Annotated in this window: 17 protein-coding genes; 6 read left to right on the top strand and 11 right to left on the bottom strand. The window is 65.4% G+C overall.

The annotated features are described in order from the left end of the window. Nucleotides 1–46 precede the first annotated feature (46 nt). Nucleotides 47–412 carry a hypothetical protein gene (locus QMX83_RS01905; protein ID WP_282294970.1) on the bottom strand — a complete coding sequence of 122 codons (366 nt, stop codon included), beginning with the start codon at nt 410–412 and terminating at the stop codon, nt 47–49. 134 nt (nt 413–546) lie between these two features. Continuing rightward, nucleotides 547–1983, bottom strand: coding sequence for a Do family serine endopeptidase (locus QMX83_RS01900; RefSeq protein WP_282294969.1), 1437 nt, complete (start codon nt 1981–1983; stop codon nt 547–549). Between the two features lie 484 nt (nt 1984–2467). On the opposite strand from QMX83_RS01900, the gene QMX83_RS01895 reads away from it, so the two are divergent. Then, on the top strand, nt 2468–3310 hold the full coding sequence (locus tag QMX83_RS01895; RefSeq protein ID WP_282294968.1) for a histone: 843 nt from the start codon (nt 2468–2470) through the stop codon (nt 3308–3310). A gap of 99 nt (nt 3311–3409) precedes the next feature. After that, nucleotides 3410–4090 carry a hypothetical protein gene (locus QMX83_RS01890; protein WP_282294967.1) on the top strand — a complete coding sequence of 227 codons (681 nt, stop codon included), beginning with the start codon at nt 3410–3412 and terminating at the stop codon, nt 4088–4090. 4 nt (nt 4091–4094) lie between these two features. Here the strand turns inward: QMX83_RS01890 and QMX83_RS01885 are convergent, their stop codons facing one another. Next, nucleotides 4095–6371 (bottom strand): DPP IV N-terminal domain-containing protein, encoded by a 2277-nt coding sequence (locus QMX83_RS01885; protein WP_282294966.1) that lies wholly within the window; start codon nt 6369–6371, stop codon nt 4095–4097. Nucleotides 6372–6451: 80 nt separating this feature from the next. Then, on the bottom strand, nt 6452–6811 hold the full coding sequence (locus tag QMX83_RS01880) for a DUF1428 domain-containing protein (protein ID WP_282294965.1): 360 nt from the start codon (nt 6809–6811) through the stop codon (nt 6452–6454). A gap of 626 nt (nt 6812–7437) precedes the next feature. On the opposite strand from QMX83_RS01880, the gene QMX83_RS01875 reads away from it, so the two are divergent. After that, nucleotides 7438–8010 (top strand): Ax21 family protein, encoded by a 573-nt coding sequence (locus QMX83_RS01875; protein ID WP_282294964.1) that lies wholly within the window; start codon nt 7438–7440, stop codon nt 8008–8010. An 87-nt stretch (nt 8011–8097) separates the two neighbouring features. On the opposite strand, the gene QMX83_RS01870 is transcribed toward QMX83_RS01875, so the two are convergent. The 6 genes from QMX83_RS01870 to QMX83_RS01845 are packed head-to-tail and all read right to left on the bottom strand — an operon-like array spanning nt 8098 to nt 16884. Then, on the bottom strand, nt 8098–9201 hold the full coding sequence (locus QMX83_RS01870) for a sugar kinase (protein ID WP_282294963.1): 1104 nt from the start codon (nt 9199–9201) through the stop codon (nt 8098–8100). Continuing rightward, nucleotides 9198–10379, bottom strand: coding sequence for a GDSL-type esterase/lipase family protein (locus tag QMX83_RS01865; protein ID WP_282294962.1), 1182 nt, complete (start codon nt 10377–10379; stop codon nt 9198–9200). The genes QMX83_RS01870 and QMX83_RS01865 overlap by 4 nt, the downstream gene beginning before the upstream one ends. Before the next feature lie 23 nt (nt 10380–10402). After that, entirely contained in the window at nt 10403–11158 is a 756-nt protein-coding gene (locus tag QMX83_RS01860) for a glucose 1-dehydrogenase (RefSeq protein ID WP_282294961.1), read from the bottom strand. 34 nt (nt 11159–11192) lie between these two features. Continuing rightward, on the bottom strand, nt 11193–12485 hold the full coding sequence (locus tag QMX83_RS01855; protein ID WP_282294960.1) for an MFS transporter: 1293 nt from the start codon (nt 12483–12485) through the stop codon (nt 11193–11195). Then, nucleotides 12482–14716, bottom strand: a complete 2235-nt coding sequence (locus QMX83_RS01850; protein ID WP_282294959.1) for an oligoalginate lyase — start codon at nt 14714–14716, stop codon at nt 12482–12484. The genes QMX83_RS01855 and QMX83_RS01850 overlap by 4 nt, the downstream gene beginning before the upstream one ends. Further along, nucleotides 14713–16884, bottom strand: coding sequence for a polysaccharide lyase 6 family protein (locus QMX83_RS01845; protein WP_282294958.1), 2172 nt, complete (start codon nt 16882–16884; stop codon nt 14713–14715). The genes QMX83_RS01850 and QMX83_RS01845 overlap by 4 nt, the downstream gene beginning before the upstream one ends. 314 nt (nt 16885–17198) lie before the next feature. On the opposite strand from QMX83_RS01845, the gene QMX83_RS01840 reads away from it, so the two are divergent. Both QMX83_RS01840 and QMX83_RS01835 read left to right on the top strand, forming a co-directional pair. Further along, nucleotides 17199–20084, top strand: coding sequence for a TonB-dependent receptor (locus QMX83_RS01840; protein ID WP_282294957.1), 2886 nt, complete (start codon nt 17199–17201; stop codon nt 20082–20084). Nucleotides 20085–20152: 68 nt separating this feature from the next. Then, complete coding sequence (locus tag QMX83_RS01835; protein WP_282294956.1) at nt 20153–20896, top strand: FadR/GntR family transcriptional regulator; 744 nt, start codon at nt 20153–20155, stop codon at nt 20894–20896. 33 nt (nt 20897–20929) lie between these two features. Here the strand turns inward: QMX83_RS01835 and QMX83_RS01830 are convergent, their stop codons facing one another. Then, the gene (locus QMX83_RS01830; protein WP_282294955.1) at nt 20930–21319 is read right to left on the bottom strand and encodes a DUF6165 family protein; all 390 of its coding nucleotides are present in this window, start codon (nt 21317–21319) and stop codon (nt 20930–20932) included. Nucleotides 21320–21530: 211 nt separating this feature from the next. Between QMX83_RS01830 and QMX83_RS01825 the strand changes: the two genes are divergently transcribed. Next, on the top strand, nt 21531–22196 hold the full coding sequence (locus QMX83_RS01825; protein WP_282295007.1) for a TorF family putative porin: 666 nt from the start codon (nt 21531–21533) through the stop codon (nt 22194–22196). The last annotated feature ends 35 nt before the right edge of the window (nt 22197–22231 follow it).

Here is a 22231-nt window from a genome sequence, read left to right as displayed (position 1 = left end):
CCGCGCCACCGTCGGGGGGCAACTGGGTCTGGTCGCTCACGCCGGATTACTTGTCGCCGCCGCTGCGGGCCAGCTTGGCGATGATCCAGCCAGCGGCGAAGGCGACGCCGAACGACGCCAGCGGACGCTCACGGATCAGCTCGGCGGCGCTGTCGACCAGGTCCTTGCCCTTGTCCATCAGTGCGTCGACCTGTTCCTTGGCGGCGGCACCGCCGAACTCGGCAGCGGCCAGGCCGGAAAGCGCGGTGTCGGACAGTTCGGCCTTGACGTTGGCCTTGCCGATACGCAGTTCATCAGTGGCGGCACCCGCTGCACCCTTGATCGAGCTGCCCGCTGCGCTGGCGGCGGACTTCAGGTGCGAACCGGCTTCACCCAGGTGTTCCTTCAGGTTCTCGGTATTGGTGGGGCTCATCGTGTATCTCCTGTATGCGATGGGGAAGGTGACCGCGGATGACCCCGGCGGTAACGAGCGCCATCAATAGCATCGCCGGGGTGTAGAGGGTGTTACGTGCCTGCGTGGTGCACGTCAAGGTACACCACGCCGGTTCAGCGCATGACCAGCTGGCCGGTGTTACCGCTGCGCCAGACCCGCAGCACGAGCTGCTGAGGGCGCTGCTGGAAGTTGGCCCGCCAGCTGGCAAGATCGGCGAACTCGCCGACACTGGCCTGGATGATGACGTCGTCAGCGGCCAGTCCATTGGTGGCGGCGCGGCTGCCGCGCTTCACCTGGCTCACCTTGACGCCGGTGAGCCCAGCCTGCCGCATCGACTCAGGCAGGTCGGTAAAGGTCGCCCCGGTCAGGCGCGGATCCAGCGATTCGCCGGTCACCGCCCGCGGCTGTTCCTTCAGCACGGCCTTCAACTGCTGCGCCTTGCCATCACGACGGATGTCCAGAGTCAGCGTGGTGCCCACGGCCTGCAGGCCTTCGATGTTGTGCAGCGCCTGCGCGCTGTCCACACGCTGGCCGTTGGCCGACACCACCACGTCGCCCGGCTTCAGTCCGGCCGCCGCCGCGCCGGAACCTGCCAGCACGCGCGTCACCAGCGCACCGCGGGTCTCGCTCAGGCCCAGGTTCTGCGCCAGCTGCGGGGTCAGGTTCTGGCTCTCGATGCCCAGCGTGCCGCGCACCACTTCGCCATGTTTGATCAGCTGGTCGACCACGTCGCGGGCCAGGTTGGATGGAATCGCCAGCCCCAGTCCGATGTTGCCGGCCATGCTGCCCTGCGGATTGAAGCTGGCGGTATTGATGCCGACCAGTTGTCCCTGCAGGTTCACCAGCGCACCGCCGGAGTTGCCCGGGTTGATCGAGGCGTCGGTCTGGATGAAGTTCTGATAGCCCAGCCCGCGGATGCCACTGCGGCCCACCGCCGAGACGATGCCCGAGGTCACTGTCTGGCTGAAGCCGAACGGATTGCCAATCGCCACCACGAAGTCGCCTACGCGCAGCTGGGTGCTGTCGCCAAGCTTGATCTCGGTCAGGTTGCCGGCCGGAATGCGGATCAGGGCGACGTCGGTGTCGGCGTCGGAGCCGATGAATTCGGCCTTCACCGTGCGGCCGTCCGCCAGGGTCACCTGCACGTCATCGGCATTGTCGATGACGTGGTGGTTGGTCAGCACCAGGCCTTCGGCGGCGTCGATGATCACCCCCGAGCCGAGCGATTCGTTGATGCGCTCCTGCGGCACTTCCGGGAACAGGCGGCGGAAGAACGGGTCGTTGAAGAACGGGTTGCGCACCCGCACCACCTGCTTGGTGTTGACGCTGACCACCGCCGGCATCACCCGCTCCAGCATCGGGGCCAGTGACGGAACCGGCTGCCCGGCGACCGAGGCCGGCAGTGCGGCGGTGGTGGGGACGGTCAGCGCGGTGGCCGGCAGCGGCGCGGCTTCGGCGCGGTTGTCCAGGTGGGCGTTGATGGCCGAAGCCACGAATCCACCGAAGGCGGCGGCAAGTGCAAGGGTCAGCAGAGTGGGCAGCGGGCGCATGGCAGATCCGGCATGGGTGCAGGCAGGGCAGGGAACAACGTGGGTATACGGTAAACCAAGCTGAATGAGTGTGTGGGCAAGGGCCTAAACCGGCGATGAAAATGACCCGGTGCCGCACACCTTCCGTCGCCCCGCGTCGGACTCCGATGCAGTGCGGGAGCGGCACCTGCGCGCCTGCCGCTTCCGGTGCAGTTCGCGCAAATCCGCGATTGGACACTTCTTATCCAGGCCCGAACGGCAACTTTTTCAGGCGCAATGGACATCAGTACAACGCCTCAAGGCGGCACCTTGTCGTGCGCCAGTGAGAGCGTTCGTTGCTGTTTTTCAGGGGTTTGCTGAAACGCATGGTCGTGGACACGCGCGCGGCACGGCGATCACCGCGCGATCCGCCGCATGGACAACGCGCAAAAGTCGTTCCACGATTCGCATTGCCGGTATAGCATCGCCAGCGATTTGACCAACCTAGCCCCCTTGGAGGCAACAAATGAGCAATGGAAACGGTGTGGCGACGTCCCTGTCGCAGGGCGTCGAAAGCGTTAAAGAAACCGCTGGCAATGTGGGCGAAGCCATCGCCACCACCGCCGAAGAAGCAGTGGCCTCGGTGAAGAAGACCGTCAAGCGCGCCCGCAAGGCTGCCACCACCCAGGTTGCCAAGGTCAAGAAGGCCGTCAAGAAGGCTGAGAAGACCGTTGCCAAGAAGGCCGACAAGGCTGCCAAGACCGTCAGCAAGCGTCTTGCAACCGCCAAGAAGAAGCTGGAAGTGGCCAAGAGCAACGCCAAGGCTGAAGCCGCTGCCCTGACCAAGAAGGTTGCCAAGAAGAAGGCCGCCGCCGAAAAGGCCGTGACCAAGACCACCAAGGCCGCCGGCAAGAAGGCTGCTGCAGCCAAGAAGACCGTGACCAAGAAGACCGCCGCTGCCAAGAAGGCCGTCGGCAAGAAGGTCGCCACGACCAAGAAGGCCGTGACCAAGAAGACCGCTGCCGCCAAGAAGGCCGTGGGCAAGAAGGTCGCCGCCACCAAGAAGGCCGTGACCAAGAAGTCCGCAGCTGCCAAGAAGGTCGTCGGCAAGAAGGCCGCCGCTTCGAAGAAGGCCGTGACCCGCAAGACCGCCGCGACCAAGAAGGTTGTCGGCAAGAAGGTCGCCGCCACCAAGAAGGCCGTGACCAAGAAGTCGGCTGCCGCCAAGAAGGTTGTCGGCAAGAAGACCGCCACCGCCAAGAAGGCAGTTGCCCGCAAGTCGGCTGTGGCCAAGAAGGCTGTCGCCAAGAAGACCGCGACCGCCAAGAAGGCCGTCCGCAAGGCTCCGGCCAAGCGCGCCCGCAAGTAAGCGGTTGTCCTGGTGCCCGCCCTCGCGGCGGGCATCGGGCTTGCACGCAGCGGCCACACCCGCCGTGCCAGCATCACGTCTGGCGAAAGGGGACCTTCAATGCGCGGACTGGACTTCAGCTCCTGGCAGGCCCTGCTCTCGACCCTGGTCGGGCTGGCCGTCATCACCCTGATCGGCGTGGGTATCCGCCTGCTGGTGATGCAGACCCTGCAGCAGCGCCGCGAACGCGAGAACCGACAGATCAACGAGCGGTTGCGCACCCTGATCGCGGCCTACAAGACCCTGGGCGGTTCGTTCACTGGCTCATTGGACGTGGACCCGCGTCACCTGCGTGACCTGCGGCAGGCCGCCGGTGGCATCGGCGAAGCGGCCGACATCGGGGTCGACACCGGCAGTGATCGGGCCCGTCGCATCCGCGACGCCGTGGAAGCCGCGCTGTCGGACATCATCCTTCTGGGTACCGACGAACAGGTGCGCCTGGCGGCCATCGCGGCCACCGAACTCGCCCAGGGACGCCCGGTACAGACCGCCGCGCTGGTGATTTCGCTGCGCGACTTCATCCGGCAGGCGCTGGATCTCCAACCCATTCCAGCCAGTGTCAGCATCCCCGCACAGGGCCCCGCGCGTCCCTCCGGCACCAAACCAAAAGGCGAGGGCGACCGCGCTGGCGGAAAGGGCGGTGGCGGCGGTGGTGGAGCCGGCGGCGGCATGGGTGTCGGGATGGGCATGGGCATGGGAGCCGGCATCGCACACCGCGACGATGACGGTGCCGCGCGCTGACCGGTCAGTCGCGCGCTGCACCCAGCTGGTAGGCCGGTGGCGTTTCGCCCATCAGATGGGTGACGAAGTAGTCCCACATCCGCCGCATGTAGTACCGGTCATTGCGGAACAGTTCGTGGTCCTGGTTGGCCAGGTACAGCAGGTCGTAGTCCTTGTTGGCCGCGTTCAACGCCCGTGCGAGCTGCAGGGTCAGTGCCGGCATCGCATTCTCGTCGAGGTCGCCGTACACCAGCATCAGTTTGCCGCGCAGCTGGTGCGCCAGTGCACCGTTGTCCAGTGGCCGGAACAGCGCCGGAATCGCATCGTCCGCCGGCCGCTGCGCGCTGCCGTCGGCATACACCGGCGCGCCCCCCACCAGCCGATCCATGCCGTGGATGCCGCCGCCGTACATGCCCTGGAAGCTGTGGCTGCCGGCCGACGCCACGCCCACTTTGTAGAAATCCGGATGCCGCAGCAGGGCGCGGGCGGCGCTGTAACCACCGAATGAGTGGCCGTAGATGCCCACGCGGTCGAGATCCAGCCCGGGATAGCGCTGGGCCAGCTGCTGGATCGCGGTCACGTGGTCGTCAAGCTGGTCGTCGGCGGCGGTCAGGAAGCTGACGTCATGGAAGGCCTTGGAACGCCCTGGGGTACCGCGCGCATCGATGCTGACCACCGCGAAACCCAGCTGGGCCAGACTCGACCGCGCCACCGGGTTCATCGTGGCCGTGGCGTCCACGAAGGCGACCGGCGCGTTGGTCACATGCGGTCCGCCGTACATGGCATCGATCACCGGGAACCGTCCGTTGTCGTTGTAGCCGGGCGGCAGGTAGAGCGTGGCGTACACCGGGGTGACCCCGTCAGCGGCGAGCAGGCGCTCGCGACGCGGTGGTTGCCAGCCGGCGGCACGCACGGCGCTGTCATCCGCCCGCTCCAGCTCCAGCACCACGCGCCCGTCGACGGTGCTGCGAAGCGCGCAGACCGGTGCCTGCACCAGGGTGGACCAGCAGTCGATGACATGGGCACCCGAAGGAGACAGCAGCTGCGGGTCACGTCCACCCAGCAGTGAGCTCGCCCCGGCATCCACGGCATGGTCGGCCACTTCCGGACTCAGCAGCACCGGTTCGCCGGCATCCAGCGCCACCCGGTACAACCGTCGCTGGTACGGATCGCCTGGTTCGCGCCCGCCTGCGGTGAAGACCAGTTGCTGCTCATCGGCGTCTACTCCGACAACATCGCGTACGCCCCACGCACCGCGGGTCAGCTGGCGCAGCGTGCGCCCGTCGCGCAGGTCCACCAGGTACAGATGTCCCCACCCGTCGCGCGCCGAGTACCACACCGCCTGCTTGCGTCCGGGCAGAATGCGCACGGCGGCGCGGCCGTAGGTATAGGTGTTGAGCTGCACCCGGGTGGTGGAGGATTCCTCCAGCACCGTGCGCACCTCGCCGCTGCGTGCGTTGATTTCCAGCAGACGGATGCGTGCGGGCCGGTCATGGCGGACGATGGCGATGTAGACGTGATCGCCGCCTTCCGACCAGCCCAGCACGCCCGCCTCTGTCAGCGTGTTCCAGCCTTCCGGCACCGCAACGTGACGGGTACGCCCGCTGTCGACGTCGACAAAGAACCACCCGTCACGCACCTGCTCGGCATCGCCCAGCAGCCCCAGCTTCACTTCGTGCACCACCGGGCGGAAGCTGTCGGTCGGTGCGGTGGCCAGGTAGGGATAGGCGAGCACCCGGCGCTCGTCGTAGCGCACGCCGAACACGCGGCGGCTGTCGGGCGACCAGCTCACCGCGAACGGAGCCGGCTTCAATCGTCCGTCCCGGCGCGGAATGCCGCGCAATGCGAAATCCGGCAGCACGCCATAGCCGTACGATGCTTCGCCGTCGTGGGTGAGCGGCGTGGGTAGGTCGGATCCGGTGGCCAGCCACAGGTTGTTGTCTCGCACGCTCAGCCTGTGCCGACCGTCCGGTGACAGCAGCTCCTGCGGGGACGCGATAGGAACGGACGCCTGTAGTGCCGCGCCATCTGCCACCACGTGTCGGGAGCCGAGCGCGGGATCGACCAGCACGACCTCGCCGTGACCAGACGCGTCTTCGCGCGGGTACCAGAAACGCCCATCCGGCAGCCAATTGGGCCGCACCGCTGCGTTGGCCACCTTGCCGCGCAGGTTGGCGTCGAGCACGCGCTCCGCCCGCGCGTAGTCATCTGCAACGGGCGCAGCGGACGCCGCCAGGGAAAGACTGCCGGCAACGCAGATGCCGGCGACGATACGGCGTACTCCCACAGTTCCCTCTGTCATGCGTTCGCATCCTCGTCAGGGCCGGGCCCGGGCATGCATCCGAGCATGCCGGGCGACGACTCGAGGGACAACCCACGGAGTTACTTCTCCAGCACCACAATCGGCACGAAGCCGCCGTAGATGAGGCGCTTGCCATCAAATGGCATGGGATTATTGGCCGGGTCCATGCGCGGGTCGTCCATCATTTTCTTCATGCCGGCATCGCGGGTGGCCTTGTCCGGCCATTCAATCCAGGAAAACACCACGGTTTCATCGTCTTTGGCCTCGACCGCGCGGAAAAAGTCGGTCTGGGTACCGTGCGGTACGTCGTCGGCCCAGCATTCCAGAACCCGCAGCGCACCAAACTCCATGAATACCGAATCGCCTTCGTTGGCGTGCTTGATGAACTTGTCTTTGTTGGCAGTGGGAACCGCCAGTACGAACCCGTCTACATACGACATGAGAGCCTCCGGTTGGGAGCGGGTGCGCCAGGATGGGCACCTTCAGAAACTACGACGCTTGGGCGCGATGAAAATCGACCGTGCCGTTCCCGCTGTGCCAGAACTGTGACGAACTTGGGGTAACCGGTGGTAATCAAAATAGAATCAAGGTGTTAACCGAGTTTATCGCTGCATCGCAGCGTGAATGGGGTAAGAAAATTCCTAGTCACGGTGAGGAATACCCTGATATGAGATTTGGCGATTCCCACTCAATATGGGCGGGCCGGGCAGGATGCTCACCACTGTGACCTGCAGTTCGACGCCTGAGCTGCGTTGGCCCCGGTGCAATACGGAGATTGGACGCGTTAGCCGACTACTCCCCAAGAGCGGCTTCCCCAGCGCGTGACGCCCCGCAAGGGTATCGTCGTGACCAGCGCTCCTTCTCATCTGTGTACATCCTTTTTCCACGTCGTGTGTGCAATCGCGCACCCGCGTGTACGCGTCTGCGCCTGAATAAACCCCAAAAATTCAGCGTGTTGAAAGCGTCGACCTTCAGGGTGCGTTGCGGCAAATAACGGAAACTTTGCATTCCCGATGCAGAAGCCGTTCGTTGCCACTGCACGACATAAGAAAGAAAGGATGTACCCATGAAGACTTCGTTGATCGCCTTGGCCCTGGCTGCCGCCCTCCCGTTCACCGCTTCGGCCGCTGAAGGCCTGTCCTACAACTACGCCGAAGGCAATTACGTCAAAACCGACGCCGACGGTGGCAAGGCCGACGGTTGGGGCGTGAAGGGCTCCTACGGTTTCCTGCCGAACGTGCACGCCTTCGGTGAATTCAACCAGCAGAAGACCGACATCGGCGATTTCAAGATCGACCAGTGGCGCGTGGGCGTGGGCTACAACCAGGAAATCGGCAGCAGCACCGACTTCGTGGGTCGCGTTGCCTACAACAAGTATGACCCGCGTCATGGCCTGGATTTCAACGGCTACAGCGCTGAAGCCGGCATCCGCACCGCCTTCGGCCAGCACGCCGAGGTGTATGCCATGGCTGGTTACGAGGACTACACCAAGAAGCACGGCATCAACCCGGAAGGTCAGTTCTACGGTCGCCTGGGTGGCCAGGTGAAGCTCAACCAGAACTGGGGCCTGAGCGGCGACCTCAAGATGGACCGCCACGGTGACAAGGAATGGTCGGTCGGCCCGCGCTTCAGCTGGTAAGCGGTGCATGACCGTTTGCCGCGCGTTTCATGCGTGGCAGCACAGGGCCCGGCATTGCCGGGCCCTTTTTTTTGCCTGCCGGCCGACTCAGCGCCGTGCCGCCGCGCCTTGACCCCGAGCGACCGCCTGCACCTCCTCAAGGCTGGTGCAGGCGGTGTCACCGGGCGTGGACATGGCCAGCGCCCCATGCGCTGCACCCAGATCCACGGCCACCTGCTCGCCCTCGCCCTGCAGCAGGGCGTGCACCACGCCAGCAACAAAGGCATCGCCGCCGCCGACGCGGTCCAGCAGCTCCACCTCTCTCACGGCTGATACGAAGACGTCGGTTCGCGTGCACAGTGCACCAGCCCAGCCATGACGGCTGGCGTTGGCGGCATCGCGCAGGGTGAAAGACACCGCCTGCAGTGCGGGGAACTCGGCCATCGCGCGCTGCGCGGCAGCCTGCGCGGGACCGATGTCCATCGGTGTGCGACGCGTTCCCAGGTCCTGCACATCCATGCCCAGGCAGGCGGCAAACGAGTACTCATCGCCGACCAGCAGGTCACACTCGGCCGCAATGTGGCGGTTGATCAGGCGTGCCGCCTCAGGATCCGCGTGGCTGTTCCACAGGCTGGCGCGATAATTGAGGTCGAACGACACCGGCACGCCTCGCGCGCGGGCGGCACGCACGGCCGTCAGCGTGGTCTGCGCGGTTTCCGCGGACAGAGCGGCGAAGATGCCACCGGTGTGCAGCCAGCGTGCCCCTTGCTGGCCAAACAGCATGTCCCAGTCAAACGCGTCCTGCTGCAGTTGCGAGGCGGCCGAGTACGCCCGGTCCGACACGCCCAGCGGCGCGCGCACGCCGAAACCGCGCTCGGTGAAGTTCAGCCCCATCCGGGTATTCCGGCCAATGCCATCATGGTCGCGCCAGACAACCTGGCTGGTGTCCACGCCACCGCTCTGGATCAGCTGCTGCGCCAGCAGACCCAGTTCATTGCGGGGCAGTGCGGTGAGCACGGCGGTGGCATGACCGAAGGTGCTGCTCAAGCCGCGCACCACGTTGTACTCTCCTCCTCCCTCCCACACCTGGAACTGGCGCGCGTTGCGCAAGCGCCCTTCGCCAGGGTCGAAGCGCAGCATCACCTCGCCCAGCGCAACGGCTTGCCAGCGCGCCTTTGGGCGCTCGGCCAGTCGAAACTGTTGCGTGCTCATCGGGCACGGCAACCGAGCAGGGCCAGGTCCACGCCCGCGGCCATGCGTCGATAGCCCTCGTCGTTGGGGTGCAGGAAATCCCGTGTGATATCCGCGGGCAGATACTCCGGCTTGGCCGGGTCACGCAGGATCTGGTCGAAGTCGATCAGCGCATCGAAGCCGCTGTGACCGCCGCGCATCCAGTCATTGAGTGTGGTGCGGGTAGCAGCCGACACCGGTTCGTAGCGGTCTGAACCCCCGAATGGGGTGATCGTGGCGGCAATCGCGGTGATGCCGTTGGCGTGCAGGCGGTCGGCAATCTGCCGGTAGCCCAGCAGCATGTCGTCGGCGTTGCGGCCCGGCGTGGGTGGGGTGCCGCCGTCGTGGCGGATGTCATTGATGCCTTCGAACACGATCACCCGATCCACGTTGGGCTGCGCGATCACGTCGCGGTCCAGCCGTGCCAATGCACTGTGGCTGCGGCCGTGGTCGACAACCTTGTTGCCACTGATCCCTGCGTTCACCAACACCACCTGGTCCGGGCAGGCCTGCTGCAGGCGTGCGGCCAGCAGCGCGGGCCAGTCGCCATTGCTGCCCCGGGTAGCGGTGGCACCTTCGGTGATCGAGTCGCCGAGTGCAACCACCACAACCGGCCGGGTCGCGCGCTCGGCAAGAACGGCAGACACGACGTTCTGCCGGTAGGCCAGTTTCACCTTGTCCTCCACCTGGGCCAGGCGCCCCTCGGCAATGCGTACCGCCGTGCGGCGTACCGCCGGGCGCGCGGCGTCGGGGAAGTACACCGTCAACGAGACATCTCCCAGAGCGGGCACCTGCATGGCCACCGGGTCGCTGAGCAGGGCTGCACCCACCGGCACCACCACGTCGGCACGTCCGTTGAAGGTTACCAGGCGCGCCGGCGACGCCGTGCCCACGCGCTGCGCACTGGCCCCGCCGATGTGCAGTGGCACCGCCCCCAGCTCATTGCTGATGCGAAAGCGAAGTGCGGTGGCCGAACTGGCCAGGCGCATGTCCTGGCGTACGGTCTGGTTGGCGAACTGCACCGGGGCCTCCGGCGTGCCATCCAGACGATCCGGAGCGGGCGAGGCCGTCCAAGCCGGCACCCAGACCTGGGCCTGGGCAGGAAGCGCAAGCGCGCCGGTGGCAAGTGCAAGCGTAAGTGCGGTGGTCCAGCGCAGCATGACAGCCCTCCCAGGCATGGCCGTTACGAGAAGTAGGTACCGCCGTTGACGTCCAGGTTGGCCCCGGTGATGAAGGCGGCCGCATCCGACGCCAGGTAAACGGCCGCGTCGGCAGCCTCCTGCGGCCGCCCCTGTCGGCGCAGCGGGGTGTTGCCGGCGACGGCGGTACGCACTTCCGGTTTGGTGAACTCGTCATGGAAGCGGGTCGCGATCATGCCGCAGCACAGCGCATTGACACGGATTCCGCGTGGGCCCAGTTCCTTGGCCATGGCGCGGGTGAAGGTCATCACCGCTGCCTTGGCGGTGGCATAGATGGACGCGCCCGGACCGCCGCCATCGCGGCCGGCCTGCGAGGCGAAATTCACGATCGCGGCACCTTCAGGCATGTGCGGCACCACCGCGTGCGTGGTCAGGTACACCGAGGTTATGTTGAGGTCCATCACGGTGTGGAAGAAGGCCGGGTCTATCTCATTCAACGGGCGGCGCTGCACCATTCCGCCGGCGACGTTGACCAGTACGTCGATCTGCGGGCCATACGCGGCCTGGGTCGCCGCGACCATCGCGGCCACGGCGGCGGGGTCGGTGACGTCTGCACGGTGCACGAACGCGGTGCCACCGGCGGCCTCGACGAGGCGCAGGGTCTCCTGCGCGCTGGCGTCATCGTTGGCGTAGTTGATGCACACCCGTGCGCCGGCCGCCGCCAGCTTCAGCGAGATTTCACGGCCGATGTCGCGGCCGCCGCCGGTGACAATGGCTACCTTGTCCTTGAAAGAGGTCATGCAATGCTCCAGTGATACGAGGGGGAATGAAGAGTCAGGAACGTGCGGTGGGGCCGCGTACGCGCTCGACGCGTCCGGTGACCAGCCAAAGCGCCAGCAGCGAGGCGGGCACCAGTGCGGCGACCAGAATGAAGATCGGGGCGTAGGAATCGCGGGTCATCACCGGCACCAGCCAGGTGGTGATCAAGGTGCCGGCCACGGCCGCCATGCCACCCAGACCCGCCAGCGAGCCCACCGACTTGCCGCTGAAAATGTCGCCGGGCAGGGTCTGGATGTTGCCGATGGCGATCTGGAAGCCGAGCAGTACGAAGGCAATAGTGACCACTGCCCACACCGGGTCGGTGGCCAGCACCGCGCCCAGCAGTGCCGGGGCCATGATCGCCCCGCCCAGGGTGATCACCCACTTGCGTGCACGGTCCACGCTCCAGCCCGCGCTGATCAGCTGTCCGGACAGCCAGCCGCCGCCGAGGCTGCCGATCATCGCGCCCACATACGGAACCCAGGCGAAGATGCCGATCTGTTTGATGTCGAAACCAAACGTGTCGGCCAGGTAGATCGGCAGCCACGACACGAACAGCCACCAGATCGGATCAAGGAAAAAGCGCGAAAGCAGGATGCCCCAGGTCTGGCGGTGGCCCAGCAGCTGGCGCACGCTGGGCACGTACTCGTCCACCGGCGAGGCGGCGGTCTGTGTTGGCGCATCCAGGATCAACGCGCGCTCGGCGGCGCTCACCCACGGGTGTTTGTCCGGTCCGGCGCGATAGATGATCAACCACGGCAGCAGCCAGACAAAGCCGATCGCACCGATCAGCACGAAGGTGCCACGCCAGTCCAGCCACAGAAAAAGCACCGCGATCAAGGGTGCCGAGACGATGGCACCAATGGACGCGCCGGCATTGAAAATCCCCTGTGCCAGCGCCCGCTCGCGGGCAGGGAACCACTCTGCATTGGCCTTCACCGCACCCGGCCAGGCACCGGCTTCGCTGATACCCAGCAGCGCACGCACCAGGCTGAACGAAAGAATCGAATGGGTGACGGCATGCAGGGCAATGGAGATCGACCAGACCGCAATGGACAGCGCGAAGCCCAGACGTGTGCCGATGATGTCGAACAGTCGGCCGAACACGAACTGGCCGGCGGCATAGAACAGCATGAACACCGTCACCAGCAGCGCATAGTCTTCCTTGGTCGCGCCAACATCCTGCGAGATCTGCGGCCACATTACCGCCAGCGCATTGCGGTCGATGTAGTTGATGACCGTGGCCACGGCGATCAGCGCCACGATCAGCCAGCGCACATAGGTGCGGGTGCGGGTGGTCACGTTCATTTGGCTGCCTTTTCGTTGGCCGAATCAAACCGCTTCCAGCCGCCGTCCCAACGCCAGGTGTGGCCGCCGCCTCGCACTTCATGGGTACCGGCTGCGCGCGGATCATGGGCAACACCCAGTGCAACCTGCGCTCCGCCAGCCAGGTCCAGCACCAGCACATCGGCGTCGTCTCCACGGTAGTGGCTGAGACGGTCGATGCGGCTGTTGGCCCCACGCACGGTCTCGGCCGTGCCGTCGTACTGCCCGTGCGGTTCCAGCACGCCATAGAAGGTGGTCGTCGCCTGTCCGTCTACACGTTGCAGCAGCAGCGGCTCACGGCGCAGGTTGAACGATGGATCATTGGCCCCGCTTTCCCCGATCAGCGCCCGCGATGGCGCGGTACTGGCGAAACGGTAGGTGTAGAAGCGTCCATCCAGCAGCCAGGTCAGGTGACGCGCATCGGTGGTTGGCTCGCTGGCCGCATCCACCCATACATGCTGGTAGCCGTTGGCCTTGCCTAGTACCGGGCGCGTGGTCACCGCGGACTGGGCAGTGAAGCCGACCTCCATGATGTGGCCATTGAAATGCAGCGGCAGGTCGTAACGTGCCGGTGCCTTGCCTTCCACCCTCAGCAGGTCCAGCACGACCGGCTGACCCAGCGACGGGTGTGCCAGCAAGGCCTGGGTACGGGTGAAGCTGACCCCGTCATAGGCCTTGTCCATGCGTGCCGATGCGATCTGGGTGTCGTCGGTGACCGCGAACAGCAGCGGGGTGGGCGAAAGCGGCTGTCCCTTCTTCCAGTCGCCTCCGAAGTGGCTCTGCTCGTTCACCACCAGCGTGTTGTGTGCGATGGTCTGCCGTGCCCAAGTATTGTTCTCCGGCAGGTAGATCCCGCCCGCCTTGGCTTCGATATTGAGGAAGCGGGCCGCGCCGTAATCGGTGACCACTCGCTGGCCGTTGTCGTAGAACAGCCAGTTGAGCTTGTCCAGATGGCCATGCCCCATACCCTGCTTGGTGTTCTTCATCACCAGCGCCTGGCCGTCCTCACCATTCATGCGCAGGATGACCAGGGCACCCTCGCGGCCATCGGGTCCGTCGCGCAGCACCATCGGCCGGAAGTCATACGGCGTGGCCTTGCCTGCGGCCAGCGCCGCCGCCACACGCAGCCCTTCCGGCGAAAGCAGCACCCGCTTCTGCGCCTTGGCGATGGAGAGCAGACGGTCATCGCCGGTGTTGGCGTAGGCAATATCAATGCCGGCGACCAGCTCTTCCGTATCCAGACCCTTGTCGAGAATGGCGTCGTTGATCGGGAAGAAGTAGCCGCCGTGGCTGCTCTGTACCAGTGCATCCACCGCTTTGAGCAGCACGCCGTCGCGGCGCTTGAAGATGCCGCGCTGCGGCTCGTTGCGTTCCACGGCATTGGCGAACAGGATGAAGGGAGCCAGTGCGTAGCGCTGGTAGTAGGGCCCTTCTTCGTAGTAACCGTCGGGTGAGAACAGCTGGTCCACCTGCTTGAGAAAGCCGGCACTGCCGTCACGGCGGCTGCCGTTCAAGGCCTTGTCCACCAGAACCGGATCGCGCAGCACGTAGCCGGTCATGCCGCTGGCGGCTACCGCCCAGGTGGCGTGGTTGTGGATCTTGTCGAAGTTCTCCGGTGTGCCCGCGAGGAATTCGGCCATCGGCCGGAACACGTTGTCGTCGATCGTCCGGCGATCCTGTTCGCTCAGCGTGTCGCGAATCGCGTCGTAGCCCTGAACCGCGCTGACCAGCCACACCGAATCGTTGAGGGTCTGCCAGAACAGGCGACCGGGAATCTGCCCTCGTCCCTGCGGATGTGCCCCCAGCCCGGGATAAAGTTTGGCGTAGCCCAGCAGCAGGTCTCGTGCGAAGCGGGCGTAGTCCGGGTTGCCGGTCAGCCGGTACAGCGCACCGGCCGCCTGGATCGCCTGGTAATTGCGCTTGTGCTGCTCATGCGTGTAGCCACCGCCTTTGTCCTTGGGCACCGGTACGTCGATGCCGGTCTTCATCATCGCCCGCACGCGCGCTTCGGAGCGGGCCTGTTCCTTGGCAAACAACGGATAGCGGGCGGCGTCGCGCTGGGTCTGCTGCCACTGTGCCAGGGTGACCAGTACCGGTGCGGTATCGGCAGCTGCGCGGTGGCTGCCGCTGGGTGTCTGGGCCTGTGCGGCGGGCAGGGCGGTCGTGCTGAAGGTAGCCGCCAGGAGCAGCATCAGGGGCGTGGAACGGGTCATGGCAGGATCTCGGCAGGATGGTCGGACTGCAACGCCGCCGTAGCGGTGAACGTGGTGGCGTGCAGCCGCAGTTGCGGTTCGCCGGTTTCATGGCGGAAGCGGACCCGGCCGCTGCGGATGAAGGTGCTGTCACTGAGGCTGGCCAGCTGCACGCCATGGAGACGCAGGCTGGTGTCGGCCTTCACTCCGACCTGGTCGAGGGTGCTGCCGCGCAGGTACAGCTTCGGTCCGAAGGTGCTTTCGTCAGTGCCACCGCGATACAGGTCCACCGCTGGGCCGCTGATGCGGCGGAAGCGGGAGTCGGCGATGTCGATCGCCTCCGCGTTGTAAGTGCCGAGGTCGTCGGTTTCTGCCGCTGCGCTGACCACGCTGCCGCTGATGTCTTCCACGATCACGTGCTGCAGCTTGATCCAGGCGGCCAGCGTGCCCTTACCGGCGTTGATCACATCGAACGCCTTGTTGGTGCTCAGGTCATGGATGCGGCAGTAGGCGATTTCCAGGCCGTAGTCGAACGCCTGGCTGCCCGGTGGAACGCGTATCACGGCATTGCCGGCCATGTCCGGGGCCAGGCGGCCATCAATGTCCAGCCGGCGCAGCTGCAGCGACCCTCCCGCGCCCAGCTCGAACAGCGACGGTCCGGTGAAACGTAGCCGTACCGTGCCCTGCATCGGACCGACCACGCTGAGTGGATGCATCAACGACAGCACCTGGTTGACCCGATAGTCGCCGGCCGCCAGTTGCAGGATGTCGCCCGGTGCGCTGCTGCGTACCGCACGGGTGAGCGTGTCCTCGCCGGGCTGCACCTGATGGGTGGCACCGCTCTCCAGAGCCACCCGCGCGCGCTGCTTTGGATACCAGTCCACGCCCACTGCCTCGCGCGCCACCGGGGCCAGGTCGCGTGGTGCGCCCACGCTGCTGCCATCGGTGGGGTAGAGCAGGCCGTTGGCCGCGCGCTGCAGCGGGACATTGCGTCCGGCCACGCCGCCTGGGAAACCGTCCGATGTCCGCGGGCTCTGCACGTTCCCGCTGAAGGCGATGCCCGACAGGTCCCCCTGGGTACGGAGCAGCTCGCCGGTGCCATCGCCCACGAACAGGTTGTCGCTGATCGCGCTGCGCACAGGCATCGCGTTGCGCTCGTCGTCCAGCCCAGCGCCAAGGAACAGGTGCCGCACCTTCACGAAGCTGTTGTGACCGATCTGCGCGTTGTCCACCTGCTCATAGCGGTTGAGCGGTGCATCGCGCGTGCCCGCCATCACCGCCAGCGCCGAGGCAAAGCCATCTCCAACCACGCCCTCGAAATAGTTGTCGCGCACGATCTGGTCGCGGTTGATCACCCGCACGCCACCGCTGTGTGCCTTGCCACCGCCCAGGAACACATTGCGTTCCACAATGTTGTCGTGACCGTGGCGCAGCACCAGCGAGCCTCGCGATTCCTTGAACACATTGCCGCGATAGAGATTCCCGCCGGATTTATTGGAAACGATCTCCACCTCGCCGTCGCACTGCTCGAACCAGTTGTTCTCAACCACCGTGTTCGAGTCCGACTGCGAATCGTGGCTGGTGCCGACCCGGATCGTTTCACCCCCATTGGAGCCGAGGTTGGGACGCGGCCCGAACCAGTTGTGGTCGATACGGTGACGGTTGTCGAGACCGCTGGTGCTGTTGCGGACCACCACCAGGGTGGTGCCCAGATTGGTCTTGCCGACCAGCTGGTTGTGATCGAAGCGGTTCTCGCGGCCGTACATCGCGACCCAGTTGTCGGACTGCCGACGGTCAGGCTTGTTGTAGCTGTCGATCACCATGCCGGTCACCCGGCTGTGATCCGCCCATTCTTTGGACGAGGCGCGGAACGAGATCACTTCGCCACCGGGTGCCCAGCCATCGCGAAACACCAGGTTCGAGGCTTCCAGATGGCGGCCGGCGAGGCGCAGCTGGGACTGGCCAGTGAGAATGACCTTGCCGGGGGTTTGCGCTGTAAGTCTAATTGGTTGACCAATTGTCCCTTGGCCGCGCAGCAGCAGATCGGTGTCGCGCCACACGCCGTCGGCCAGGATGACAGTGTCTCCGGGCTTCAATGCGGAGGTTGCCGAGCGATACGCGTCGGCGTCCTGCACCAGGTAATCGGCTGCCGATGCCGGACAGGCGGAGATGAAACCTAGCAATATCAAGGCGGTTGCGGGCCCTGTCCTGTGTCGTTGCGCTGTCACCGGTCACCCTCCCAGATCACCGTGTCCCAAAGCAGGCCTGATCCTAACAGGTTGCACGGTTGCGAAGTCAACCATGGTTGCATACCACTTTTGGCTTATCTGGTCAGCCTGTTGCGCATTCCTGTGCTGCAAATGCACAAACAACCCACGCAAAGTGGTCTGTATCAATCGCCTAGGTAGACTTTAGTACCAATTTATTGACATTGGTCCAGCAAGCGTGAATCGTCGGGGCCGTTCTGTGTAGTCGAACGATCCATCCTGGGAGGGAGATCACGATGTTGCATGACCGCCGCAGGGCTTCCCTGCGAAGCCTTCGCCGTACCGCGCTGCACGGCGCGCTGCTCCATGTTCTGTGCGCGGCGGCAATGCCGCTGGCCTACGCACAGGACACCGATGCCCCAGCCACCCCGGCGCAGGCGACCACGCTGGACCAGGTGCAGGTGACCGGCACCCGCGGCACCATCCAGACCAGCATCGACCGCAAGCGCGAAGAGACCGTGGTCTCCGACGTGCTGTCGGCCGACGACATCGGCGACCTGCCGGCGTTGTCGATCGGCGAGGCGATAGAAACCATCACCGGTGCCTCCACCCATCGCGAGAAGGGCGGGGCGTCGGAAATTTCCATCCGCGGCCTGGGGCCGTTCCTGGGTTCGTCCACCTTCAATGGTCGCGAGGCCACCAACGGCAGCGGCGACCGCTCGGTGAACTTCAATCAGTTCCCGTCCGAGCTGATCAACACGGTGGCGATCTACAAGACCCAGCGCGCCGATTTCGTCGAAGGCGGCGTGGCCGGCACGGTCAACATGGAAACGGTCAAGCCGCTTGAGTACGGCAAACGCACCATCCAGCTCGATGGGCGCGGCACCTGGCAGGAATATGACGACCGGCTCAAGGACGGTGATGGCATGGGCTGGCGCGGCACCGCCAGTTACATCGATCAGTTCGACATGGGGGCGGCCGGTACCCTTGGCGTGTCGCTGGGACTGCAGGCGCTGGAAGGCAGCAATCCCGAAGAGATGCTGTCCAGCAGTTCCACCTGGGTCGCCTGCGACGGTCGCGAGGTGGTCGGGGCCACCCGCAACTGCACCCAGGTCAACGGCCAGCAGGTGGCGGACGGTGTGCCGTACTACCTGGTGCCGAGCAGCCGCATCTACCGCCAGTTCATCGAGCACGACCAACGCGACTCGCAGTTCGGCGCGCTGCAGTGGCGACCCAATGGCGCGTGGGAAGTGAACCTGGACTACCAGCATTCCAAGCGTGACTACACCGAGGACCGCTCCGACCTGTCGCTGTCGTCGATGATGCGCAATCTCAACAACCGCGTGGTCACAGACGACGGCGCGCTGCTGCATCACACCGGCAGCACCACCGTGGATTCCACCGGCAACTTCCTGGAACGCATGGAGGAATACACCGGTGGTGGCTTCAATGTGATCTTCCGCCCGAACCCGGCGTGGACGCTGTCCACCGATCTGTCGTACTCCAACACCCAGCGCGATCAGATCGAGCGTTCCACCCGCCTGCGCGCCGGTCGCACCGACGTCAATGGCAATCCCGTGCCGGGCATCAAGAACACCCGGTACGTCGACTACACCTATGACTACCATGGCGACGTTCCCAGCATTTACCTGGACCCGGCGTTCGATGTGAACAACGCGGACAACTTCACCGACTCGGCGTTGATCCGTCGCCGCCAGCAAAGCCGCGAGCACACCATCCGCGCGCAGCGCTTCGACGTCACCTTTGCCCCGGAGGCCGGCTTCTTCACCGCGCTCAAAGGCGGCCTGCGCCGGTCCGAAGCCACCTATGCCGACTTCGACGATACCCGCGACATCACCACCACCGACGTGGCGGCGATCCGTGCGGCCAACCGCGCCTGCCGCCAGGCCTTCCCGCAGGACGACTTCCTCGACAACGCCAGCGGCAACACCATCGACCAATGGGCCAGCTTCGACAGCCGTTGTCTGTTCAAGGCCTTTACCGGCGTGGACGACACTGGCCTGAGTGCCGATCTGCGCGATCCGGCCAACAACGACGTCACCGAGAAGACCTACGCCGCCTACTTCATGGGTGAGTTCAGCAGTGAATGGTTCGGCCTGCCGGTCACCGGCAACCTGGGCCTGCGCTGGGTGCGTACCGATGTGCGTTCGGTCGGTCTGCGCAGCGGCCTCGACGTCACCCAGAACCCGGACGGAACGGTCACATTGCGTCCGACCGGCGAGTTCACCAGCCAGACGTTGTCCTCCAGCAACGACCAGTGGCTGCCCAGCCTCAATGCGGCGTTCGAACTGCGCCCGGACCTGCTGCTGCGCGTGGGCGCATACCGCGCCATGTCACGGCCGGATCTGGCCGCCGAAGGCTATGGTCGCAGCTTCAACCTGGACGACGTGGACACCGAGTTCGGCAGCGTGGCCGATGCACTGGGCAGCATCACCGCCACCGGCAACCCGCGTGCCAAGCCCTTGATGTCGTGGAATGCCGACGTGTCGTTGGAGTGGTACGCCAACGCTGACTCCATCCTTTCCACGGCGGTGTATTACAAACAGTTCAACGGCGGTTCGATGCCGGTAGTCGTGGATGAGACCTTCGAGATCGATGGCGAAAGCGTGTCGGTCCCGGTGGAGCAGCTGGCCACCAGCAACCAGAAGAGCGACCTGTTCGGCTTCGAACTGACCGGTTCGCACACCTTCTCCTACCTGCCCGGCATCTTCTCTGGGTTGGGCGTGAAGGCCAGCTACAACTACGCCGACTCCAACTTCCGCACCGAGGACCTGCGCCTGGGCGAGTCCACTGACCCCGTCACTGGTGTGGTGACCCCGCGCATCGTGGAGCCGGCCAACATTTTCGGCCTGTCCCGCCACGTAGCCTCGGCGCAGGTTTACTGGGGACTGGGCAAGCTGGATCTGCAGGCGATCTACAAATACCGCTCGGACTACTACCAGCAGTTCGTCGGTGACCCTTCGCAGAACCGGTACGTGCGCGACAATGGTTCGCTGGACTTCCGGGCCACCTACAAGGTGAACAAGCATCTGTCGTTCTCGCTCTCGGCCAGCAACCTCACCGACGAGCCGCGGGTGTCGGATATGCCGATCCTGGGCAGCTTCCGTGAGTACACCACTTACGGGCGGCGGTATTATCTGGGGGTGCGCTACCGCTTCTGAGGCACACCGCGCGGCCCGACGGGCCGCGCTCTGTCCTTCCCCAGCCCGTACAGCCAGGCCCTTTGACGATGTCCGAACCCCGCCTTTACCAGACCATTGCCGCGCAGATCGTCGCCCTGATCGACAAGGGCGAATTCCCGCCGGGCTCGCGCCTGCCGGGCGAGCGTGACCTGGCCGAACGGCTCGGGGTCAGCCGGGTGACCGTGCGCGAGGCCGAGATCGCGCTGGAGGCGCAGGGCCTGATCACCATCAAGACCGGGTCCGGCGTCTATGTGAAGGCGCGCCCTGCAGTGGCTGCCGGTGCCCTGCCGGATGTGTCCGCGTTCGACCTGACCGCCGCGCGGGCAGTGATCGAGGCCGAGGCGGCGGCGATGGCGGCCAGCCGCATCACCGATGCCGAGGTGCAGACCCTGGAAGGCCTGATCGCGGCCATGACCGACCCGTCGGCCGGCGAAGCGGCCGCCAGCGAGGCCGACCGGCAGTTCCACCTGGCCATTGCCCGGATCGCCGGCAACCCGGTGGTCGAGCACTGCGTGCAGCTGATCTGGCGCATGCGCAACGAGCTGCCGCGGGTGCGGCAGGTCTATGCCAATGTCTGTCACAACGACAACGACACCCGCAACGACGAGCACACTGCCATTCTGGATGCGCTGCGCGAGCGTGATCCCGCGGCCGCGCGTGCGGCCATGCGTAATCATTTCCAGCGGCTGTTCGAGTCGATGCTGGAGGCGACCGAGAATGAAGCGCTGGCGGAGATCCGGCGGCGCACGCAGCAGGACCGTGAGCGCTTCCTGGCGGCTACCGCGCGGTAATGATGCAGCCACGCAGGGCGTGGCTCTACGGGGTTACTCGCCCTGGTACTGTTTCTCTTCGACCAGGTGCGAGCCGGCGATGCGGTTGATCTCGTTCTTGACCTTCACCCGCTCGCCATTGGTGCCGTAGACGCCCCGGGCCAGCTGGATGAAGTCGTCGTCGAAGGTCTGGGCGGCTTCCTTGTCGCGCAGGCGGTCCTGGATGTCCCACATGCGCTCGTTGATGACCTTCAGCTGCGACTTCAGCGCGTCCAGGCCCGGCTGGGCGGACAACTGCTGCTGCCACAGCGGCAGCAGGCCATCCAGTTCGGTGCGGACATTGGCGACCTTGCCGGCATCGGTGATGCGCTCGGCCTTGATTTCCAGGATGGTGATCTTGTCGATCAGTTCGCCAATCGATACCGGGGTCAGGATCGCGTCCACGTCGTACTCGCTGCAGGATTCAAGGCGGCCATGATAGCGCGCGCGGGCTGAAGGCTCCGTGGGCGCTTTTACGCGGAATTTGCGCCGCGGCTACCCCGCGCGAATGGCTCCGTTATGCCCCCGCTGCCCACACTGGGCGCTTCAACGGCGTGGCCGTTTTCTGGAGTGTTTCAACGTGGCAAAGCAGGCAGCAGGGCGCAGGGTGCGCCGGATGGGGGCGGTGGTGATCGGACTGGCAATCAGTGGTTCGGCGCTGGCAGGCGTGGACGGCAACGCCACCCTGACCTCTGACTACGTCTGGCGAGGCAGCTCGCAGACCCTGGAAGACCCGACCGTGCAGGCCGGGGTCAAGCTCAGCAGTCAGTCCGGCTGGTACGGCTCGGTATGGGGGTCTGGTGTCTCGTTCGAACCGGATGCGGGCGCACGCAGCGAGTTCGACTTCGTCGCCGGCTGGAGTGGTTCGCTCTCTGGTGATTGGGCCCTGGACGTCAACCTGACCCATTACATGTACCCGTCGACCGACGTGGACCTGGACTGGACCGAACTCAACAGCACCGTGACCTTCAAGGGCAATTACTGGCTGAGCGTCGGCGTGTCCGACAACGCGCTGGCCTCGGACACCACCGGCACCTACGCCCAGCTGGGCGCGCGCTTCCCGATCAACGACCACTGGCGCATTGAAGGTGCCGTGGGCCAGTACTTCCTGGACAAGGCGTACGCCGACGACTACCTGCACGGTCAGCTGAGCGCCATCTGGAAGGTGCATGGTCCGTGGGAACTGCGCCTGACCGCGCACGACACCGACAACGCAGGCAAGCGCCTGTTCGGCAACAACGCCGGTTCACGGGTGGAGTTCGCGATCCAGACTGCGTTCTGAGGAGTGCCAACGGGGTCGCCGGGCCTGTGCCCGGC

Source organism: Stenotrophomonas sp. PS02289 (assembly GCF_029960115.1).
Lineage (GTDB): Bacteria > Pseudomonadota > Gammaproteobacteria > Xanthomonadales > Xanthomonadaceae > Stenotrophomonas.
The sequence above is the reverse complement of the archived record's forward strand: the minus strand, read 5'-3'. Positions and strand labels throughout refer to the sequence as shown.

Coding starts and splice junctions, on each gene's coding strand:
- QMX83_RS01850 (WP_282294959.1), bottom strand. CDS start 14,716: ATGACCCGTTCCACGCCCCTGATGCTGCTCCTGGCGGCTACCTTCAGC.
- QMX83_RS01890 (WP_282294967.1), top strand. CDS start 3,410: ATGCGCGGACTGGACTTCAGCTCCTGGCAGGCCCTGCTCTCGACCCTG.
- QMX83_RS01870 (WP_282294963.1), bottom strand. CDS start 9,201: ATGAGCACGCAACAGTTTCGACTGGCCGAGCGCCCAAAGGCGCGCTGG.
- QMX83_RS01900 (WP_282294969.1), bottom strand. CDS start 1,983: ATGCGCCCGCTGCCCACTCTGCTGACCCTTGCACTTGCCGCCGCCTTC.
- QMX83_RS01865 (WP_282294962.1), bottom strand. CDS start 10,379: ATGCTGCGCTGGACCACCGCACTTACGCTTGCACTTGCCACCGGCGCG.
- QMX83_RS01855 (WP_282294960.1), bottom strand. CDS start 12,485: ATGAACGTGACCACCCGCACCCGCACCTATGTGCGCTGGCTGATCGTG.
- QMX83_RS01840 (WP_282294957.1), top strand. CDS start 17,199: ATGTTGCATGACCGCCGCAGGGCTTCCCTGCGAAGCCTTCGCCGTACC.
- QMX83_RS01860 (WP_282294961.1), bottom strand. CDS start 11,158: ATGACCTCTTTCAAGGACAAGGTAGCCATTGTCACCGGCGGCGGCCGC.
- QMX83_RS01825 (WP_282295007.1), top strand. CDS start 21,531: ATGGGGGCGGTGGTGATCGGACTGGCAATCAGTGGTTCGGCGCTGGCA.
- QMX83_RS01885 (WP_282294966.1), bottom strand. CDS start 6,371: ATGACAGAGGGAACTGTGGGAGTACGCCGTATCGTCGCCGGCATCTGC.
- QMX83_RS01895 (WP_282294968.1), top strand. CDS start 2,468: ATGAGCAATGGAAACGGTGTGGCGACGTCCCTGTCGCAGGGCGTCGAA.
- QMX83_RS01905 (WP_282294970.1), bottom strand. CDS start 412: ATGAGCCCCACCAATACCGAGAACCTGAAGGAACACCTGGGTGAAGCC.
- QMX83_RS01880 (WP_282294965.1), bottom strand. CDS start 6,811: ATGTCGTATGTAGACGGGTTCGTACTGGCGGTTCCCACTGCCAACAAA.
- QMX83_RS01835 (WP_282294956.1), top strand. CDS start 20,153: ATGTCCGAACCCCGCCTTTACCAGACCATTGCCGCGCAGATCGTCGCC.
- QMX83_RS01875 (WP_282294964.1), top strand. CDS start 7,438: ATGAAGACTTCGTTGATCGCCTTGGCCCTGGCTGCCGCCCTCCCGTTC.